We start from the raw sequence: 15,795 nt of genomic DNA, 5'->3' as shown, positions 1-15,795 counted from the left end.
GGGCGCGAGCCTGCGCGATATCCTGCGGACGGTTGCCGTTGCGCAGGCGGGCAAGCTGCGCCTCGGCCTGAGCGATCTGGGCATCGGCCTGCGCCAGCCGGTCGCGACCGCGCGCCGGATCGACCGCCGCCAAGAGGTCGCCCTCCTTCACCCGGTCGCCTTCTTCGACCGCGACCTCATCGATCCGCCCGCCGACTTCGAAGGCCATGTCGACCTCGCGGATATCGACATTGCCATAAAGCATCAGCCCCTTGTCGCCCCCGCGCCACAGGCCGAAGCCTCCGGTGGCAAAGGCGGCAATGGCCAGCACGACAAGCACGGCAACGATGGCGACAGGCAGACGTTTCATCGTGTCTTCTCCGGCGGTTGGGTGATCAGGCAACGGGTATGTTCGATCAGGCGCGCGATCAGCAGCGTGGCGGTGGCGGGGTCGATATCGTCCACCCGCATCACCCGTTTGACCGTCTCGCGAGCGGTGCGCAGGATAAGCACCTGCCCCCAGACAAGCAGTGCGGCGGCGCGGACCTCCTCTTCGGCAAGATCGGGCCGCGCTTGCCGGATCAGGGTCAGCCCCGCATCCATCACCGGGCGGATCGCGCCCTCGAACAGGCGCTCGAACGCCTCGGTGGGCGCCTGCTGCTCGCGCACAATGAAGCTGGCCCAGGCTCTGGTGCCCGGATCGAGCATCATATGCGCAAAGCCGCTCAGCATCCGGCAGATCGCATCGGTCGCGGCCTCGGGGGCGAGCGCATCGATATCGCCAAGCGCGGCAATGCCGGGTTTGACCCACTGCGAGATACCGGCCGCAATATGGTCGGCGCAGGCGAGGTAAAGCCCTTCCTTGCCGCCAAAATGATAGGTGATCTGCGACATGGCCGTATCGGCATCGGCAGCGATGGCGCGCGTGGCCGCGCCTTCGAACCCGCGCCGCCCGAAGTGATCAATTGCAATATCGAGGAGTCGTTCCCGCATGGGTCGAGTCAATTAATTAATTCATTCGAACGAATGAGTCCAGAGCCAAATTCGCGGGCCGGGGCGCTCAGCGCCACCGCCGCCGGATCGCGACGACCGATCGCACCTCGCACGGGCAGGTTGCACTGCCCAACGGGGGCCAGTACGGGGATGAGCTGCGGCGCGGAAACGGCGAGTGGGCATTAGCGGCAGCGCCCGGTGCGCAGCCGGTGTGAGGGGAAGACGATGCGTGGATGGTTCGGGGCTGCGATTGCGGCCGTGGCGCTGGTTGGGGTGACCGCCGCCTATTCGCAGGGCGTGCAGCCCTCAGCGCAGGAGTGGGCAGCGCATGGCGGCAGCTCCAACGAGCAATACTATTCGCAGCTCACCCAGATCGATGCGAGCAATGTCGCCGACCTGAAGCCAGCGTGGTTCTTCGAATACGACACCGTGCGCGGGCAGGAAGGCGAAGCCATCGTTGCTGACGGCGTGCTCTATATCTCCACCGCCTGGTCTAAGGTCTATGCGCTTGATGCGAAGACCGGCGCGGAGCTGTGGAAGTACGATCCCAAGGTGCCCGGCGAGGCAGGGCCGAAGGGCTGCTGCGACGTGGTCAACCGCGGCGTGGCGGTGAGCGACGGGCGCGTTTTCATCACCACCTTCGACGGGCGCATGGTCGCGCTCGACGCGAAGACCGGCAGCGAACTCTGGGTGGCCGACACCATCGCCAACCACGCGATGGACTATACCAGCACCGGCGCCCCGCGCGTGTTCAAGGGCAAGGTCATCATCGGTCAGGGCGGCGCGGAAAAGGGCGTGCGCGGCTATGTCACCGCCTATGACGTGGCGACCGGCGCGAAGGCCTGGCGCTTCTACCTCACCCCGCCCCCGCCGGGTGTGGTCGATGGCGAGGTGTCCGACCGGGTGCTGGAGGAAATGGCCCGTCCGACATGGTTCGGCGACCTCTGGCACACCACCGGCGGCGGCGGCGCGCCGTGGGATTCCATCGTTTACGACGAGGAGCTGGACCAACTGCTGATCGGCACCGGCAACGGCTCGCCGCACAGCCACTATCTGCGCTCGGCCGGGCAAGGCGACAATCTGTTCCTCGCCTCGGTGCTGGCGCTCGATCCCGATACCGGCGAATATCGCTGGCACTATCAGCAGACGCCGGGCGACAGCTGGGACTACACCTCGGTCCAGAACATGATCCTCGCCGATCTCGAGATCGACGGACGCCCGCGCAAGGTGATCCTCCACGCGCCCAAAAACGGCTTTTTCTACGTGATCGACCGCGAGAGCGGCCAGCCGATCTCAGCCCGCCCCTATGCCGAGGATATCCGCTGGGCGACCGGGATCGACACCACCTTCTGGCGCCCGATAGAGGTGCCGGGCGCGCGCTATGTCGACCGGCCCTTCCTCAACTCGCCGCACGTCGGCGGCGCGCACAACTGGCAGCCGATGGCCTTCAGCCCGCGCACCGGGCTGGCCTATATCCCCACGGTCCGCAACTATTTCACCTATTCGGCCACCAGCGGCCCGCATCAGGGCGAGGTGATCGACCCGTCCGAACTGCCCAAGTCCGATGCCTACCTCCAGGCCTTCGACCCGCTGACCGGGCAGGAGCGCTGGCGGGTGGACGCAAACGGCTGGAAGCCCGACACGGGCGGCGGCGGCGTGCTCGTCACCGCGAGCGATCTGGTGTTCCAGGGCCGCGGCGACATTCTCGGCGAGATGCTCGCCATCGATGCACGCAGCGGCGAGGTGCTGTGGCGCTATGCCACGCCAAACGCAGTGATGGCATCGCCGATCACCTACATGATCGATGGCGAGCAATATATCGCGGTTTCGACCGGCGGCGGCGGCGGCGGCAACCCGCTGCTCGGCTCGACCAACCCGCCGCGCGAGAAGCAGCCGGGCCGCATGGTCGTGTTCAAACTGAACGGCACCGCCACCCTGCCCGCACCCCCGCCGCTGGCCGGTCCGGCGACCGATCCCGACGAGGTCTTTCCCGCCGACAAGGTGGCACTCGGCGCGCAGGTCTATGGCCGCAACTGCATCTTCTGCCACGGCATGAACCGCCAGCAGAGCAACATCATCACCGACCTGCGCCGCTCGCCCGTCGTCGCCAACGCGCAGGTATGGCGCGCGGTGGTGCACGATGGCGCGTTCCTCTCGCGGGGCATGCCCAAGTTCGACGGGAAGCTGTCGGTTGAGGAAGTGGAAGCGATCCGCAACTACATGGGCGCCGAATCGCAGGCCCTCGCCCGCGATCAGCGCGCCGGGGTTGCCGAACGTTGATGCGATAGGGGCGCGGCTGATCCGCGCCCCGCTTGTATTTTTCCTCTCCAGCCAACATAGTGTCGCGTAATAATTAGCTATCGAAGTAGATTTTGTCCGACCATTATGACGGTTTGTTGGAGAGGATTGCCCATCGTGATCGAGCCGAAGGCCGATGCCGCTCTTGCCGAGCTTCCCGGCTATCTCCTGCGCCGTGCGGCGAGCGTGATGATGGCCGAATTCGCCACCCGGCTGGCCCCGCTCGACCTCAGGATATCCGAGCTGACGGTGCTGTTCGTGGCCGGCTCGGGCGAAGAGCTGACCTCGAGCGAGATCGGCCAGATTGCCGATATCAAGCGCGCCAACATGCCCAAATTGCTCGATCCGCTCGAACACCAGGGGCTGATCCGGCGCGAACCGCTCGATGGCCGCCGCATCGCCATCATCGTGACCGACAAGGGCGAAGCCCGCCTTGCCGAAGCCCGCAAGGTGATCGAACAATTCGAGACAGATCTGCTGGAAACGGTCCCGACCAGACACCGCGCCCATCTGATCCCGGCGCTCGACGCATTGCGCAACTACGGCAAGGAGTAACGCGGCACTCGTCGAGGATGGACAGGCCCTCGGCCCGCCCTATGCTCGACCGGGAAAGCCGCATGCAGGCGGCCACACATAGCGAGGGAGAGCAGCTTGGATCTGGGCATCAGAGGGCGCAAGGCCATCGTCAACGGCGGCAGTGCGGGCATGGGCCGCAGTGCAGTGCTGTCGCTGGCGCGCGAGGGGGTGGAGTGCTTCGTTTCGGCGCGCACCGAGGATCGTCTGGTGAAAGCCTGCGAGGAAATTGCAGCGGAAACGGGCAGCAAGGTCCACCCGATCTGCGCCGATCACAGCACCGAGGCGGGGCGCGCAAAAATCCTCGCCGCCTGCCCCGAACCCGACATTCTCGTCGGCACCTGCTCGCCCCCGCCGATGACACCTGATTATCGCGCCATCAGCGATGCCGACTGGCGCGAGGCCATCGACATCTCGCTGCTATCGCCGATCGCCTTCATGCGCGCGGTGGTCGACGGGATGGCGCAGCGCGGCTGGGGACGGGTCGTCAACATCGCCACGGTCGCGGCCAAGTATCCGGGTGAGATCCGCGCCCTGTCGGGCAGCACCCGCGCCGCGCTCGCCAACTATTGCGTGGCTGTCTCGAAGGTGGTGGCCAAACACAACGTCATCATCAACAACCTGCTGCCGGGGATGCACCACAGCGCCTTCGTGGAAAAACAGTTCACCGAGCGCGCGGCGGCCAAGGGCATCACCTATGCGGAAGAGGTGGCCGAGTTCTCGCGCGAGTGGCGGATCGCGGCCGAACGTTTCGGCGATTGCGACGATGTGGGCGATATGGTGGCGGTGTTTTGCAGCCAGCAGGCCAACTACATCACCGGCCAGAGCCTCGTGATCGACGGCGGCGCGACCACCTCGGTGTTCTAGTCCCCGTCCGGCCGGTAGCGCATCGGCAGCAATGGCGCGGGCATCGGTCGGGCGACCCGCTCGCCGCTTTGCCCGGCGAAATTGGCGAGCACCGGGCCCGACCAGTCGCGGATTACCCGGCGCCACAGCCGCCAGTCGCCATCTTCGCGTTTCAGCGCGTCCTCGTACCAGCCCATAACATAGAGCTGATGCGGCCCGTCGCCCTGCCGCAAGGCCACGGTGACATAGGACTTGGCCACGGCGCAGCCCTCGCCCGGCGTAACGATGGTGTTCGAGATATGGTGCTGCCTTCCGGCGGAGGTGGGCAGGTCGCGCAGGAAGCTGGCGAAATGGCGCAAGGCGGCGTGGCCCTGCCAGCTTTGCGGCTGTTCGAAGGCATCCCATTCGAGCGTGCCTTCGGCGCAGAAACAGGCGACGAAATCTTCCACCGCGCCAGTGTCGAGCGCCCAGGCGCAGGCGGCGAGCCGCTCGTGAATGGCGAGCCTGTCGGCTGTATCGAGCGTGAGCATGGGTTAAGGTGTCCGTTGGAAGGCGAGAAAAGGGAAACTGGTCATGCCTGCGACGGCCCTGCATTTGCGCGGCCTCGCCAGGCGATCACCGGCAAGGCCAGCACCAGCAGCGAGGCGAGCAGCGCAATCGCGAGCGAGAAATTGCCCTCGCTCGCCACCAGCACGCCGGTCAGCCACGGGCCGATAATGCCGCCCGCCGTGCCGAACATGCTGATCAACGCAATCACCCCCACCGGCACCTTGTCCCCGCCCAGCTTCACGAAGCCGGGGATGGCCCAGAACACGCCCTGCGCCGCGCCGATGCCCAGCCCCGCCACGCACAGCAGCAGCAATACTGGCAAACCCGGTGGCAACAGAGCGGCGATCATCATCGCCACGCCCGCAGCGGCGGCAGGCAGCCCGGTGTGAAGCAACCGCTCGCCCTTGCGATCCGAGCGGCGGCCATTGACCACCAACCCGATCGCCAGCGCCAGTAGTGGCAGAGCGCTGAGCGAGCCGATCAGGAACTCGCTGTCGCCCAGATCGAGCGCGCGCACCAGCTGCGGCAGCCAGAACACCAGCGCATAGGAGCCGGTCATCACCAGCAGCCACGTCAGCGAACAGCGCCACAGCCACGGGTCGGACGCAATTTCGCGCACTGTGCGCGGCGGCGCGTCGTTGGTGCCTTCCTGACGGGCGAATTCGGCGGCAAGCCAGGCGCGTTCTTCGCCATCGAGCCAGTGGGCCTTGTCCGGCCGGTCGACCAGATAGAACGCAGCCAGTACCGCCAGCAGCACATTGGGAACGGTCAGCAGCAGGAACATATAGCGCCATGCGGGCCAGCCCAGCGGATTGCTCACTTCGAGCAGCCAGCCGCACAAAGGCCCGCCCAGCACCATCGACAGTGGCACCGCCACCAGCGCCCCGCCAAGCATTCGCGCCCGCATTGCAGGCGGTGCCCATTGCGAGATCAGCCAGGTCATCCCCGGCGCAAACCCGGCCTCGGCCATGCCGAGCAGGAACCGGGCGGCATAGAACTCCGCCGCGCTGGTGATATGCGCCATCCAGAAGCCGGACACGCCCCACAGCATCATCGAAACGAAAATCCAGCGCTTGATCCCCCAAGCCCGCAGCAGGCGCACATGCACGTACTGAAACAGCAGATAGGCGAGGAAGAACATGCTCACGCCCCAGCCGAACTGATCGGGCGACAGGCCAAGGTCCGCCGACATCGCGCTGCCGGCATAGCTGATGTTCACCCGGTCGATCGAATTGACGAAGGTGATGATGGCAATCGGCACGATCAGCCGCAGCGTGATCTTTGCCTGCAGACGCGCGCCGATGGCCTCGCTCATTCCGGTCTGGCCCCTCCCAAGGCGTGAAGCCACGAGCTTGGCCCAGACAGCCGCCCCGCCGCAAGCACATTATCGGCGGGCGCGGCAAGGCTCCATCAGGCCGGAGCTGCGCAGCGGGCGCGCCGTCGCCAGTTCTGCACGTGGGCCGAAGCCAGCAGCGCCGCTCCGCTCACGGTGATAACGGTTTCGAGCGTTTCGGTCGGAGCCATCAAGGCCCCTCCCATCAGGGCCAGCCCCGCGATCCCCAGCAACAGCGTTCCGCGCGCCGCCCGGTGGCGATGGGCCGATTTGCCCAGCACCAGCATGCTCACCGGAATCGCACAGGCGAGCAGCCATGCGTGGATGGCCTCGGGCAGGTGCAGCCATTGCGACAGGGCGGGCAGCAAGGCGATAATGAGCGGCAACGCGAGGCAGTGCACCACACAAACCGCCGAGAGCGAGATCGCCACGCCGTCAAACCAGTGCGCGGGAATGGTGAGCGGCGAGCCACCTGCGCCATCGTGCGGGCGGTTTGCGGGTGCGTCGGGCGATTGACCTTGCGACATGGATAAAAGGACTCTCGATTGGAACTGAACTGTCGCGCCGCATATAGGTCTGGTTAGGAGATGTTACAACATCTCTTACGATGAAAGCGATGAGTTTGGGCGGCTATCCTTGCGCCGGCCCTGCCATGATCCCTAGATAGGCCACATGGCTACAGCAAACCGCCCCGCCCCGCGGGTCCTCACCGTCCTCGCCGCCACGCAAGTCAGCCCCAACATGCGCCGCATCGCGCTTGGCGGCGCGGGCCTCGCCGACTTTCCGGCCGGGCAGCAAGGCGGCTACGTCAAGCTGCGGCTGCCCCTGTCCGACGGCAAGACCGCCGTGCGCACCTATACGATCCGCGCCCAGCGCGCGGACGCGCTCGACATCGACTTTGCGCTCCATGCCGAAACGGCCAGCGGCCATGCCGGCCCGGCGACCGAATGGGCGCTGTCGGTCGAGCCCGGCGCAACCATCGAGGTCGGCGGCCCCGGCCCGGCAAAGCCGCTTCCTGCCGGATACGACGCCTATCTGCTCGCAGGCGACATGACCGCCCTGCCCGCCATCGCGGTCAATCTCGCGGCGCTGCCCGCCGATGCGCGCGGCCATGCGGTGATCGAGGTGATGAGCGATGACGACCGCCTCGACCTGCCGCGCCCGGCGGGGGTAACGCTCGACTATCTGATTGCGCCGCAACCCGGCCTCCAGCCGCAGGCTTTGTCAGAGGCGCTGGCCGCGCGCGAATGGCCGCAAGGGAGCGTCTATGCCTGGGCGGCCTGCGAGTTCTCCGCCATGAAGGCGCTGCGCAGCCTGCTGCGCGACGAGCGTGGCCTCGGGCCAGACGAACTCTATATCTCGTCCTACTGGAAATCTGGCCTCACCGAAGATGCGCACAAGGTGGTCAAGCGCGAGGATGCGCAGGGCCAATAGTCACCCGGCAAAGGCCCTCGCGACATAGCCGCGTCCTGCGCGTCCGGTAACGCTGCATCTTACAGCTCCGAAACGGCGCCTACTTCCTGAATGTAACGTTACACCAGCCGGTTGTGACCGTAATTAACCTGCCGCCCCCACCCCTTCCTCGCCAAGTGATCCCTCAAGTTTGCGGCCGGACGCCCTCGCTGCCTGCCGGGACCAATCGGATCATGAGGAAACCTGACATGCGCCCCACAACCCGCTGGATGAGCGGCCTTTCCCTTTTGTCGCTCGCCCTGGGCCTTTCGGCACCTGCGGCAGCCGAGACCGACACCAACGACGATGACAACATCGTGGTGACGGGCGAGCGCCTGCCCATTCTCAGCGAGGAAAGCCCGACCGGCAGCCGCCTCGGCCTGTCGATCCTCGAAACACCCGCCACGGTGAACGTGGTGACCGGAGACGACATCCGCGCACGCGGCGATATCGGCATTGTCGAGGCCGTGTCACGCGCGGCGGGCGTCACCAATGCGGGCGCACCCGGCAATGGCGGGCTCACCTTCGCGGTGCGCGGGTTCAGCGGTCAGGGCTCGGTGTTGCAGCTCTACGACGGCGTGCGGCTCTATCCCAACAACGGCTCGATCACCTTCCCCTCCGATCCGTGGAACGTCGAGCGGATCGACGTGCTGAGCGGCCCCGCCTCGGTCCTGTTCGGACAGGGTGCGCTTGGCGGCGTGGTCAATGTCATCCCCAAGGCCCCCAACCGCGACCGGTTCGAGTTGCAGGCCGAGGCAGGCTATGGCTCGCAGGAGACCTGGCACATGGCGGCAGGCGCAGGCGGCCCGCTGGGCGACATGTTCGCCTTCCGTGTCGACGCCAGCTACCGCCAGTCCGACGGCTACGTCGACCGCGGCGAGAGCGATAACCTTGCCCTGTCCACCGCGCTTGAATTTGCGCCGAGCGACACCTTTTCGGTCACGCTGCGCAATGACTTCGGCGATGCCAACCCGATGAAATATTTCGGTACGCCGCTGATCGACGGCAAGCTCGATACCTCGATCCGCAAGGAAAACTACAACGTCGGCGATGCCAGGATGCACTATCGCGACAACCGCACCGCGCTGAAGATCGACTGGCAGATCAGCGACGCGGTGAGTGTCACCAACACCGCCTACTACATCACCAGCAATCGCAAGTGGCGCAACCTCGAAAGCTATGCCGATGCAGGCAACGGCCTGATCGCACGCGCCGACAACATCGGCATCGTCCACGATGTCGACCAGTACGGCAGCCAGGGCAACGTGACCCTGTCGAGCGATTTCGGTGGCGGCATGAGCAACGATGTGCTGGTCGGCTACGACGTCAACTACTTCAAACTGAATTACTCTCACCAGTTCGGGTCCCTGCCGCAGCAAGACAAGGTGCCGCTGACGGGCTTCGATCCGGGGCGGTTCCTCGACACGGTCGGCCTGCTGCCGCGCTATCACACCGATACATTCACCTGGGCAATCTATGCCGAGGACCGGCTGGCGCTGACCGACCGGATCTCGCTGATCGGCGCAATCCGGCACGAGGAGAACAAGATCGGACGCTGGGACTGGGTCTATACCGATGGCCGGATCACCGGCGACAAACCGGCCCTGAACGGCGGCGCGGATGCGCACAAGACCTTCACCGCCACCACCTGGCGGGTGGGCGCCGTCTATCAGCCGGTCGAGAATGTGTCGCTCTATGCCCAGTATGCGACGGCGGTCGATCCGCTCGGCACGCTGACCACCTATTCGGGCTCGGCCAGCCAGTTCGAGCTAAGCTTTGCCGATGGCTACCAGTACGAGGCGGGCGTGAAAGGCCTGTTCATGGGCGGCAAGGGCAGCTTCACGCTGGCGGGCTATCGTCTGGTGAAGAAGAACCTCTTCACGCAAGAGGTGACGGGCGGCCCGATCGAGCAGGTCGGCCAGCGTTCCTCGCAGGGGATCGAGGCGACCATCGACCTCACCCTGCCGGCAGGCTTCGGCTTCTCCGCCAACGGCACGGTGCTCGACGCGAACTTCGACGAGTTCGGCGGCAACGTGGGCAACACACCTTCAGGCGTGCCAGAAGAAGCGGCCAACATCGAACTGCGCTGGAGCGATGGAGCCGCCATCTCGGCGCGGGCGAACCTGCGCTATGTCGGCAGCCGTTGGGGCGACAATGCCAATACGGTAAAGGTTCCGTCGTACACCGTGGTCGATTTCGGCGCGTCCTATGCCTTCGGCCATAACCTCGCGCTCGACCTGCGGCTGCTCAATGCCTTCGACAAGGACTATGCGTGGAGCACCAATGGGGCCAGCCAGTGGATTCTTGGCCGTCCGCGCTCGGTCGATGTGACCCTGCGCGCCGGGTTCTGACAAGCCCGCCGTGGTCTGGACCGCGACCAAGCGCTGGCTGTACCTGACCCATCGCTGGATCGGGATCGCCACCTGCCTGCTGTTCGTCCTGTGGTTCGTCTCGGGGCTGGTGATGCTCTACATACCCTTCCCTTCGCTTGACGAGGAGGAGGAACTGGCCGGACTTGCCCCCATCGCCTGGGAGCAGGTGGAGCATGGGCCGTTTGAGCAGGGCTCGGGTCTGCGCAAGGTCGTGTTGGAAATGCGCGACGGGCGGCCGATCTGGCGGGTCGCGCCGTGGGAGGGCGAAAGCTATTCGATATGGGCCGATAGCGGTCGGTCTCCCACACCGGTCGGACGTGCAGAAGCCTTGCGGATCGCATCGGGCTTCGGCGGCGCAGAGGTGCAGGCCATGCGCCGCATCTACAACGACCAGTGGAGCGTGCCCGGCGGCTTCGACCGGCACCGCCCGCTGTGGAAGGCCGAACTGGCGGGCGATGCCGGGCGGGTGCTCTACGTGTCCTCGACCAGCGGCGAGGTGGTGCTCGATACCGACAGGAACGAGCGGTTCTGGAACTGGCTCGGCTCGGTCCCGCACTGGCTTTACCCGCGCGCATTGCGCGAAGATCAACCGCTGTGGCGACAGGTGGTGCTGTGGGTCTCCGGCCCTTGTATCGTGGTCGGGCTGACCGGCATCTGGATCGGCCTGATGCGGCTGCGCGCGGGCAAGCGCCGGTTCAAGGGCGGGCGGATGACGCCCTATCGCGGCTGGATGAAATGGCACCACGTGTCGGGGCTGGTGGGCAGCGTGTTCCTGATCCTGTGGATTTTCTCCGGCTGGCTGTCGGTCGATCCGTTCCGCCTGTTCGCCAGCGAGGGTATCGCGCAGGAGGCCCGGCGCGACTATATGGGTGCCGCTGCCCTGCCCGTGCCCGATCTGGCGCTGATGCAGCGTCTCGCCCCCGACGCGCGCCGGGTGGAGGTCAGTTCTGCCGTGGGCCAGCCACTGGTTCGCCTGTACCAGCCCGCCAGCGACAGCCCCGCGCTCGATCCGCGGACCGGGGCGGCCTTTGCAGTCCCTGAGCAGACCATCCTCGCAGCCGCCGCCAAGCTTGTGCCGGAGGCGCAGATCGCCAGCGTCACCACTCTCACCCGTCCCGACGCCTACTGGTATTCGGTGAAGGGCGATGCGCCGCTGCCGGTGTTGCGCATCCGCTTCACCGACCCGGCTCACACGTGGGTCCATATCGATCCCGTTACGGGAGAACTGCTCGGCCATTCCGACACGCGGCGGCGCGTCTATCGCTGGCTGTTCGACCTGTTCCACCGCTGGGACCTGAACCTGCTGCTCAGCGCCTTCCCCGCGCGCGACGTGGTCATCTGGCTGATGTCCATCGCCGGGCTGATCAGCTCGGTGACGGCAGTCTATGTCGGCTGGGTACGGCTGCGGCGCTCGCCGGCGCGTCAGCCCTCGGTGGCGAGACGGTCGAACTCGGCCTGAATCTCGGCCAGCTTGGCGTCGGTCAGAGCGGCGGGTTCGTACTGCTGGATCGCGGCGAGCGTCTGGCTGCGGCCCATGGTCTGGAACAGATCGTTGGCATAGACCGTAGGGATCAACCGTTCGAGGATCGCGGCGGCCTTCGGATCGTCAAGCAGCACGGCAACCTGCGTGGTGCCGACCGAATAGCCTTTGGCCTGCACCTCTGCGCTCGCCTCCTGCGTTTCCTGCGCATGGGCAGCGGGCATCGCCAACATCGCGGCGGCGATCATGGCGGCGTGGAGCTTCGGCATCTGGGTCATTCTCACTCTCCCTTTTGTGTTTTTAGGCACGTTTGACAGTCTTCTGATCGATCACACCGAAAGGCGCTTCGCCATCGGCGGTGCGCGCTTCCATCCGCACCGTGTCGCCGAAGCGCATGAAGCCCGTTTCGGGCTTGCCCCCGGCGATGATCTCGATCGCGCGGCGCTCGGAAATGCAGCTTGAGCCGACCTCGGCATAGCCCGCATTCGCCACGGTGCCCGAACCGATGATCGTGCCTGCCACAAGGTCTCTGGTGGTGGTGGCATGGGCGACCAGCTCGTGGAACCCCACGGCCATCTCGCGCCCGTTGGCATGGCCGAAGCGCTCGCCGTTCCAGTCGATGGCAAGGTCGAGGCAGACGCGGCCGTCGTGCCAGCCCTCGCCCAGCGCCTCGGGCGTCACCGCGAAGGGCGCCACCGAGCAGGCGGGCTTGGCGAGGATGAACCCGAAACCGGTCTTCATCTCGGGCACGGCATAGGCGCGCAGCGACCAGTCGTTGATCTGCACCACCAGCTTGATGTGCTGCATCGCCTCGGCCGGGGTTACACCCATCGGCACCGCATCGACGATCACGCCGAATTCGCCCTCGAAGTCGATTCCGCCCGCTTCGTCGAGAAATTCGACATCCTCGCGCGGGGCGAGAAAGCGGTCGGACTGGCCCTGATACATCAGCGGGCGCTCGGGCTTCAATGGATCGGTCCCGAAGGCGACCTGCATCAGGTCGGCATGGGTCTGGAAGGCCGAGCCGTCGAGCCACTGCCAGCTGCGCGGCATCGGGGCGAGCAAAGCGCTCTCATCGAGCGGATCGCCCTCGCCCGCCGCGAGCCGCACGGCGAGCGCTTCGAGCTGCGGCTGGGCGCTCGCCCAGTCTTCCATCGCCGCCAGCAGGTTCGGCAGCTGCGGACCGACGGCGAGGCAGCGCGCGCCGTCCACCGAGACCACCAGCAGCTCGCCATCGGGCTTGCCGTTCGCGCGCGTGGCGAGGCGCATCAGGCCAACCCCTCGTCGAAGGTGCCGTCGATCAGGATAAAGGCGATGCGGCAGTTCTTGTCGGTGCGGTTGGCCCAGCCGTGGTTGGTGCCGCGCTGGACAATGATGTCGCCCGCGCGGCAGACGGTCTCGCCCTCGTCCACGATCAGCACCAGTTCGCCTTCGAGCACGATGCCGTAGTCGATGGTCTGGGTGCGGTGCATATGCGCATGTTTCGAGCCCGCGCCCTTGTGCGAAGAGGCATCGCCCGCGCCCACCTCGGCAAAGTGCGCCTGCGCCTGTTCGGGCGTGACGCTGTCGAGCTTGTCGCCATCGGGCGGAATGTCGAGCACGCGGATGCGCGTGCCGCCCTTCGGCGGGGCGAGCTTGATGCCCTCCTCAGCCGGTTCGCCGCTGGCGGCATCGATGCGGGCGGGCGTTTCGGTGGTGTTCCAGACCTCGTGGAACATCGGCCCGGCCTCGCCGCCGATGCGCTGGTAGCGCGGCACGGGGCCATCTTCCTGAATGATCGCCTGCCCTTCAGCATTGTGGCCGGTGACGATCCGTCGGGTCGGTCCTGTCAGCATCTGCTCTATCCTCTCGTCTTCAGGCCGTATGCCCGCCGAGCGTTTCGGCAAACCAGTCGGCGATCAGATCGCGGCCATAGCTCATGTTGTCGGCGCCGACATGCTCGACCCCGCCCTCGCGCTCGGTGAAGATCACCTTCTCGCGGCGCGGCGAGTTGACTAGCTGGTCGTAGAGATCATCGGCATAGGCGGGGCTGATCTGCCGATCCTGCGCGCCGTGGGTGACGAGGAACGGGACTGTGATGCGGTCCATATGGCCGTTGAGGTTCATGTCGGTGGACTTCGCAAGGAAATCGTCCTGATCCTTCGCCCCGAAGGCCCAGTGCACATGCGCCCAATAGTGCGGGACGGGGTTTTCGCCTTCGCGCTCCATCCGCTTGTCCTGCACCTCGCGCCAGTTGTGGTTCGCGCCCCAGACCGCGCCGCTGGCAAAGCGCGGCTCGTAAGCCACCGCGCGCGGGGCGAAGTGGCCGCCCAGCGAAATGCCGGTCATGCCGATGCGGGCCTTGTCGACCTCTGGCTGTGTTTCGAGCCAATCGACCGCCTTGCTGGCCCAGCTTTCCGAATGCGGATCGACCGGCAGCCCTTGCAGCCGAAGGGCCTCGCCAGTGCCGGGCTGATCGACGCACAGGGTCGAGATACCCCGCCGCGCGAGGGCAGCGGGCATGCCGGTCCAGTAGAGCATCTCCTTGCAGCTATCGAGGCCGTTGCAGAACACCACGCAAGGCTTTGCGCCCTCGCCCGGAGCGCGGGTAAACAGCGCCGACATGGTGCCCTCGGCCAGCGGGATTTCCACCCGCTCGCGGTTGATCTTGCCGAGCTTGGTCGAGCGATCGAATGTCTCGCGGGCCAGCGCATAGGTTTCCTCGCGGCCCTTGGTGCCATGGCCCTGCATGCGCTCGGCCACCAGCAGGTAAAGCGAGGCGCGCTCCAGCTTGTCGGAGGCGGAGAAATCGCGGCCCTTGGCCTCATCCTCTGCCGCCAGCTCCAGCAGCTTCTGCCCCATCGCCGCCCATGCCTGCATGAACTGCGGAGTGCCTGCGTCAGCACCGCGGTCGGCGGCGTCGAGGATCGGCTGGCACATGTCGACGATCTCGCCGATGCGCCCGCCGCTCTCCATCGCGATGGCGACGCTGAGGTTCCAGATATAGTTCTTGAACGGAGAATAGAGAGCCACGCGCTTACACCTCCGCCGGCTGGAACAGGCACGGATCGGGCACGGCCTTGGGCATGGTCTGCGGACCGCCGACACCTACACCCCACTGGTCCATGATGCGCGGGGCGGGTTCGTAGACGGTGGGCTGGAAGGTCTCGAAGTCGACCTCTTCCAGCTCGGCGGTATATTCCACCGCAAAGCCATTGGGCGTGACGAAATAGCTGAAGGTGTTGTCGCCAGCCGTATGGCGGCCCGGCCCCCAGCGGCATTCGATATCGCGCTGCTTCAGGCGCGAGATGCCGCGCATCATGTCGTCAACGCCCAGCATGTCGTAGGCGACGTGGTTGAGGCACGGCGGCCCCGGCAGCAGCGCGATGCGGTGATGCGCGCTGTTGCAGCGCAGGAAGCACATGAAGTCGCCCAGCCAGTCGGACACCTTGAAGCCGAGCACATCGGTGAAGAACTTCACCGCCGCCTGATGGTCGGGCGAATGCAGCACGATGTGGCTGATCTTCACCGGCAGGCCTTCCCAGCGCTCCATCGCCCGCTTTTCGAGCTTTCCGACATCGGCCGAAATCTCGAACGGCAGGCCATCGGGCGAGAAGAACCGGAAGCCATAGCCGCCACCCGGTGCGGTGAGTTCGCGCGGCTCGTGGACGATCTTGCATCCGGCCTCAGCCACCTTGCCGTGCAGCGCATCGACATCGGCGCGGCTATCGGCAGCAAGCGCGATCACCTCGACGCAGTTGGTGGCGGACTGGTGGATGCGCACGACATGGTGTTCGTCATGCCCATGGGTCTTGAACCAGGCCATGCCAGCTTCGGCGGCCACTTCGACAAGGCCCCAGTTGTCGGCGTAAAAGGCGCGCTCGGCGTCGAAGTCCTCGACGCCATATCCGACATAGCGGATCTCGGTAACTCGGCTCATA

Annotated in this window: 15 protein-coding genes and 1 pseudogene; 6 read left to right on the top strand and 10 right to left on the bottom strand. The window is 66.0% G+C overall.

Translation table 11 applies throughout. The annotated features are described in order from the left end of the window. Window positions 1–349 (bottom strand): annotated as a pseudogene (locus D2V17_RS10540) (secretion protein HlyD); the annotation flags it as partial. Continuing rightward, window positions 346–972 carry a CerR family C-terminal domain-containing protein gene (locus D2V17_RS10535; protein ID WP_119592932.1) on the bottom strand — a complete coding sequence of 209 codons (627 nt, stop codon included), beginning with the start codon at window positions 970–972 and terminating at the stop codon, window positions 346–348. The gene D2V17_RS10535 and the pseudogene D2V17_RS10540, both read right to left, overlap by 4 nt. A gap of 225 nt (window positions 973–1,197) precedes the next feature. Here D2V17_RS10535 and D2V17_RS10530 point away from each other — a divergent pair, with 225 nt between their 5' ends. The 3 genes from D2V17_RS10530 (at window position 1,198) to D2V17_RS10520 (ending at window position 4,710) form a co-directional block, all read left to right on the top strand. After that, window positions 1,198–3,252, top strand: coding sequence for a PQQ-dependent dehydrogenase, methanol/ethanol family (locus D2V17_RS10530; RefSeq protein WP_119592931.1), 2,055 nt, complete (start codon window positions 1,198–1,200; stop codon window positions 3,250–3,252). Between the two features lie 135 nt (window positions 3,253–3,387). Continuing rightward, entirely contained in the window at window positions 3,388–3,825 is a 438-nt protein-coding gene (locus D2V17_RS10525; protein WP_191229155.1) for a MarR family winged helix-turn-helix transcriptional regulator, read from the top strand. 96 nt (window positions 3,826–3,921) lie between these two features. Continuing rightward, window positions 3,922–4,710 carry an SDR family oxidoreductase gene (locus tag D2V17_RS10520; protein WP_119592929.1) on the top strand — a complete coding sequence of 263 codons (789 nt, stop codon included), beginning with the start codon at window positions 3,922–3,924 and terminating at the stop codon, window positions 4,708–4,710. On the opposite strand, the gene D2V17_RS10515 is transcribed toward D2V17_RS10520, so the two are convergent. From D2V17_RS10515 to D2V17_RS10505, 3 genes are all read right to left on the bottom strand, one after another. Next, window positions 4,707–5,219, bottom strand: coding sequence for a nuclear transport factor 2 family protein (locus tag D2V17_RS10515; protein WP_119592928.1), 513 nt, complete (start codon window positions 5,217–5,219; stop codon window positions 4,707–4,709). The genes D2V17_RS10520 and D2V17_RS10515 overlap by 4 nt on opposite strands. Before the next feature lie 41 nt (window positions 5,220–5,260). Next, window positions 5,261–6,553, bottom strand: a complete 1,293-nt coding sequence (locus D2V17_RS10510; protein WP_119592927.1) for an MFS transporter — start codon at window positions 6,551–6,553, stop codon at window positions 5,261–5,263. A gap of 95 nt (window positions 6,554–6,648) precedes the next feature. Then, window positions 6,649–7,098 (bottom strand): MerC domain-containing protein, encoded by a 450-nt coding sequence (locus D2V17_RS10505; protein WP_119592926.1) that lies wholly within the window; start codon window positions 7,096–7,098, stop codon window positions 6,649–6,651. A gap of 145 nt (window positions 7,099–7,243) precedes the next feature. On the opposite strand from D2V17_RS10505, the gene D2V17_RS10500 reads away from it, so the two are divergent. From D2V17_RS10500 to D2V17_RS10490, 3 genes are all read left to right on the top strand, one after another. Continuing rightward, the gene (locus tag D2V17_RS10500) at window positions 7,244–8,005 is read left to right on the top strand and encodes a siderophore-interacting protein (protein WP_119592925.1); all 762 of its coding nucleotides are present in this window, start codon (window positions 7,244–7,246) and stop codon (window positions 8,003–8,005) included. A gap of 227 nt (window positions 8,006–8,232) precedes the next feature. Further along, window positions 8,233–10,374: a TonB-dependent receptor gene (locus D2V17_RS10495; RefSeq protein ID WP_119592924.1), complete on the top strand. Its 2,142-nt coding sequence runs from the start codon at window positions 8,233–8,235 to the stop codon at window positions 10,372–10,374. A gap of 10 nt (window positions 10,375–10,384) precedes the next feature. Next, the gene (locus D2V17_RS10490; RefSeq protein ID WP_119592923.1) at window positions 10,385–11,854 is read left to right on the top strand and encodes a PepSY domain-containing protein; all 1,470 of its coding nucleotides are present in this window, start codon (window positions 10,385–10,387) and stop codon (window positions 11,852–11,854) included. On the opposite strand, the gene D2V17_RS10485 is transcribed toward D2V17_RS10490, so the two are convergent. From D2V17_RS10485 to D2V17_RS10465, 5 genes are read right to left on the bottom strand one after another with little or no spacing between them, the layout of a single operon-like run. Further along, window positions 11,818–12,153 (bottom strand): hypothetical protein, encoded by a 336-nt coding sequence (locus tag D2V17_RS10485; RefSeq protein WP_119592922.1) that lies wholly within the window; start codon window positions 12,151–12,153, stop codon window positions 11,818–11,820. The two genes, D2V17_RS10490 and D2V17_RS10485, sit on opposite strands and share 37 nt — an antisense overlap. A 22-nt stretch (window positions 12,154–12,175) precedes the next feature. After that, window positions 12,176–13,144, bottom strand: coding sequence for a fumarylacetoacetate hydrolase family protein (locus D2V17_RS10480; RefSeq protein ID WP_119592921.1), 969 nt, complete (start codon window positions 13,142–13,144; stop codon window positions 12,176–12,178). Then, complete coding sequence (locus D2V17_RS10475) at window positions 13,144–13,710, bottom strand: cupin domain-containing protein (protein ID WP_119592920.1); 567 nt, start codon at window positions 13,708–13,710, stop codon at window positions 13,144–13,146. Before D2V17_RS10475 ends, D2V17_RS10480 begins: the two co-directional genes overlap by 1 nt. 19 nt (window positions 13,711–13,729) lie before the next feature. Continuing rightward, window positions 13,730–14,887 carry an alpha/beta hydrolase family protein gene (locus D2V17_RS10470; protein WP_119592919.1) on the bottom strand — a complete coding sequence of 386 codons (1,158 nt, stop codon included), beginning with the start codon at window positions 14,885–14,887 and terminating at the stop codon, window positions 13,730–13,732. A gap of 4 nt (window positions 14,888–14,891) precedes the next feature. After that, entirely contained in the window at window positions 14,892–15,794 is a 903-nt protein-coding gene (locus D2V17_RS10465; RefSeq protein ID WP_119592918.1) for a VOC family protein, read from the bottom strand. Window position 15,795 lies beyond the last annotated feature (1 nt).

This window comes from Aurantiacibacter xanthus, from assembly GCF_003584015.1.
In the GTDB taxonomy this organism is placed as follows: domain Bacteria; phylum Pseudomonadota; class Alphaproteobacteria; order Sphingomonadales; family Sphingomonadaceae; genus Alteraurantiacibacter; species Alteraurantiacibacter xanthus.
Note: the sequence above shows the minus strand (reverse complement) of the source record. Positions and strands in the feature narration are given on the sequence as shown.

Excerpts from the sequence above, each read along its gene's own strand:
- D2V17_RS10510 (WP_119592927.1), bottom strand. The coding sequence starts at position 6,553 with ATGAGCGAGGCCATCGGCGCGCGTCTGCAGGCAAAGATCACGCTGCGG.
- D2V17_RS10480 (WP_119592921.1), bottom strand. The coding sequence starts at position 13,144 with ATGCGCCTCGCCACGCGCGCGAACGGCAAGCCCGATGGCGAGCTGCTG.
- D2V17_RS10515 (WP_119592928.1), bottom strand. The coding sequence starts at position 5,219 with ATGCTCACGCTCGATACAGCCGACAGGCTCGCCATTCACGAGCGGCTC.
- D2V17_RS10495 (WP_119592924.1), top strand. The coding sequence starts at position 8,233 with ATGCGCCCCACAACCCGCTGGATGAGCGGCCTTTCCCTTTTGTCGCTC.
- D2V17_RS10535 (WP_119592932.1), bottom strand. The coding sequence starts at position 972 with ATGCGGGAACGACTCCTCGATATTGCAATTGATCACTTCGGGCGGCGC.
- D2V17_RS10530 (WP_119592931.1), top strand. The coding sequence starts at position 1,198 with ATGCGTGGATGGTTCGGGGCTGCGATTGCGGCCGTGGCGCTGGTTGGG.
- D2V17_RS10465 (WP_119592918.1), bottom strand. The coding sequence starts at position 15,794 with ATGAGCCGAGTTACCGAGATCCGCTATGTCGGATATGGCGTCGAGGAC.
- D2V17_RS10475 (WP_119592920.1), bottom strand. The coding sequence starts at position 13,710 with ATGCTGACAGGACCGACCCGACGGATCGTCACCGGCCACAATGCTGAA.
- D2V17_RS10485 (WP_119592922.1), bottom strand. The coding sequence starts at position 12,153 with ATGACCCAGATGCCGAAGCTCCACGCCGCCATGATCGCCGCCGCGATG.
- D2V17_RS10505 (WP_119592926.1), bottom strand. The coding sequence starts at position 7,098 with ATGTCGCAAGGTCAATCGCCCGACGCACCCGCAAACCGCCCGCACGAT.
- D2V17_RS10500 (WP_119592925.1), top strand. The coding sequence starts at position 7,244 with ATGGCTACAGCAAACCGCCCCGCCCCGCGGGTCCTCACCGTCCTCGCC.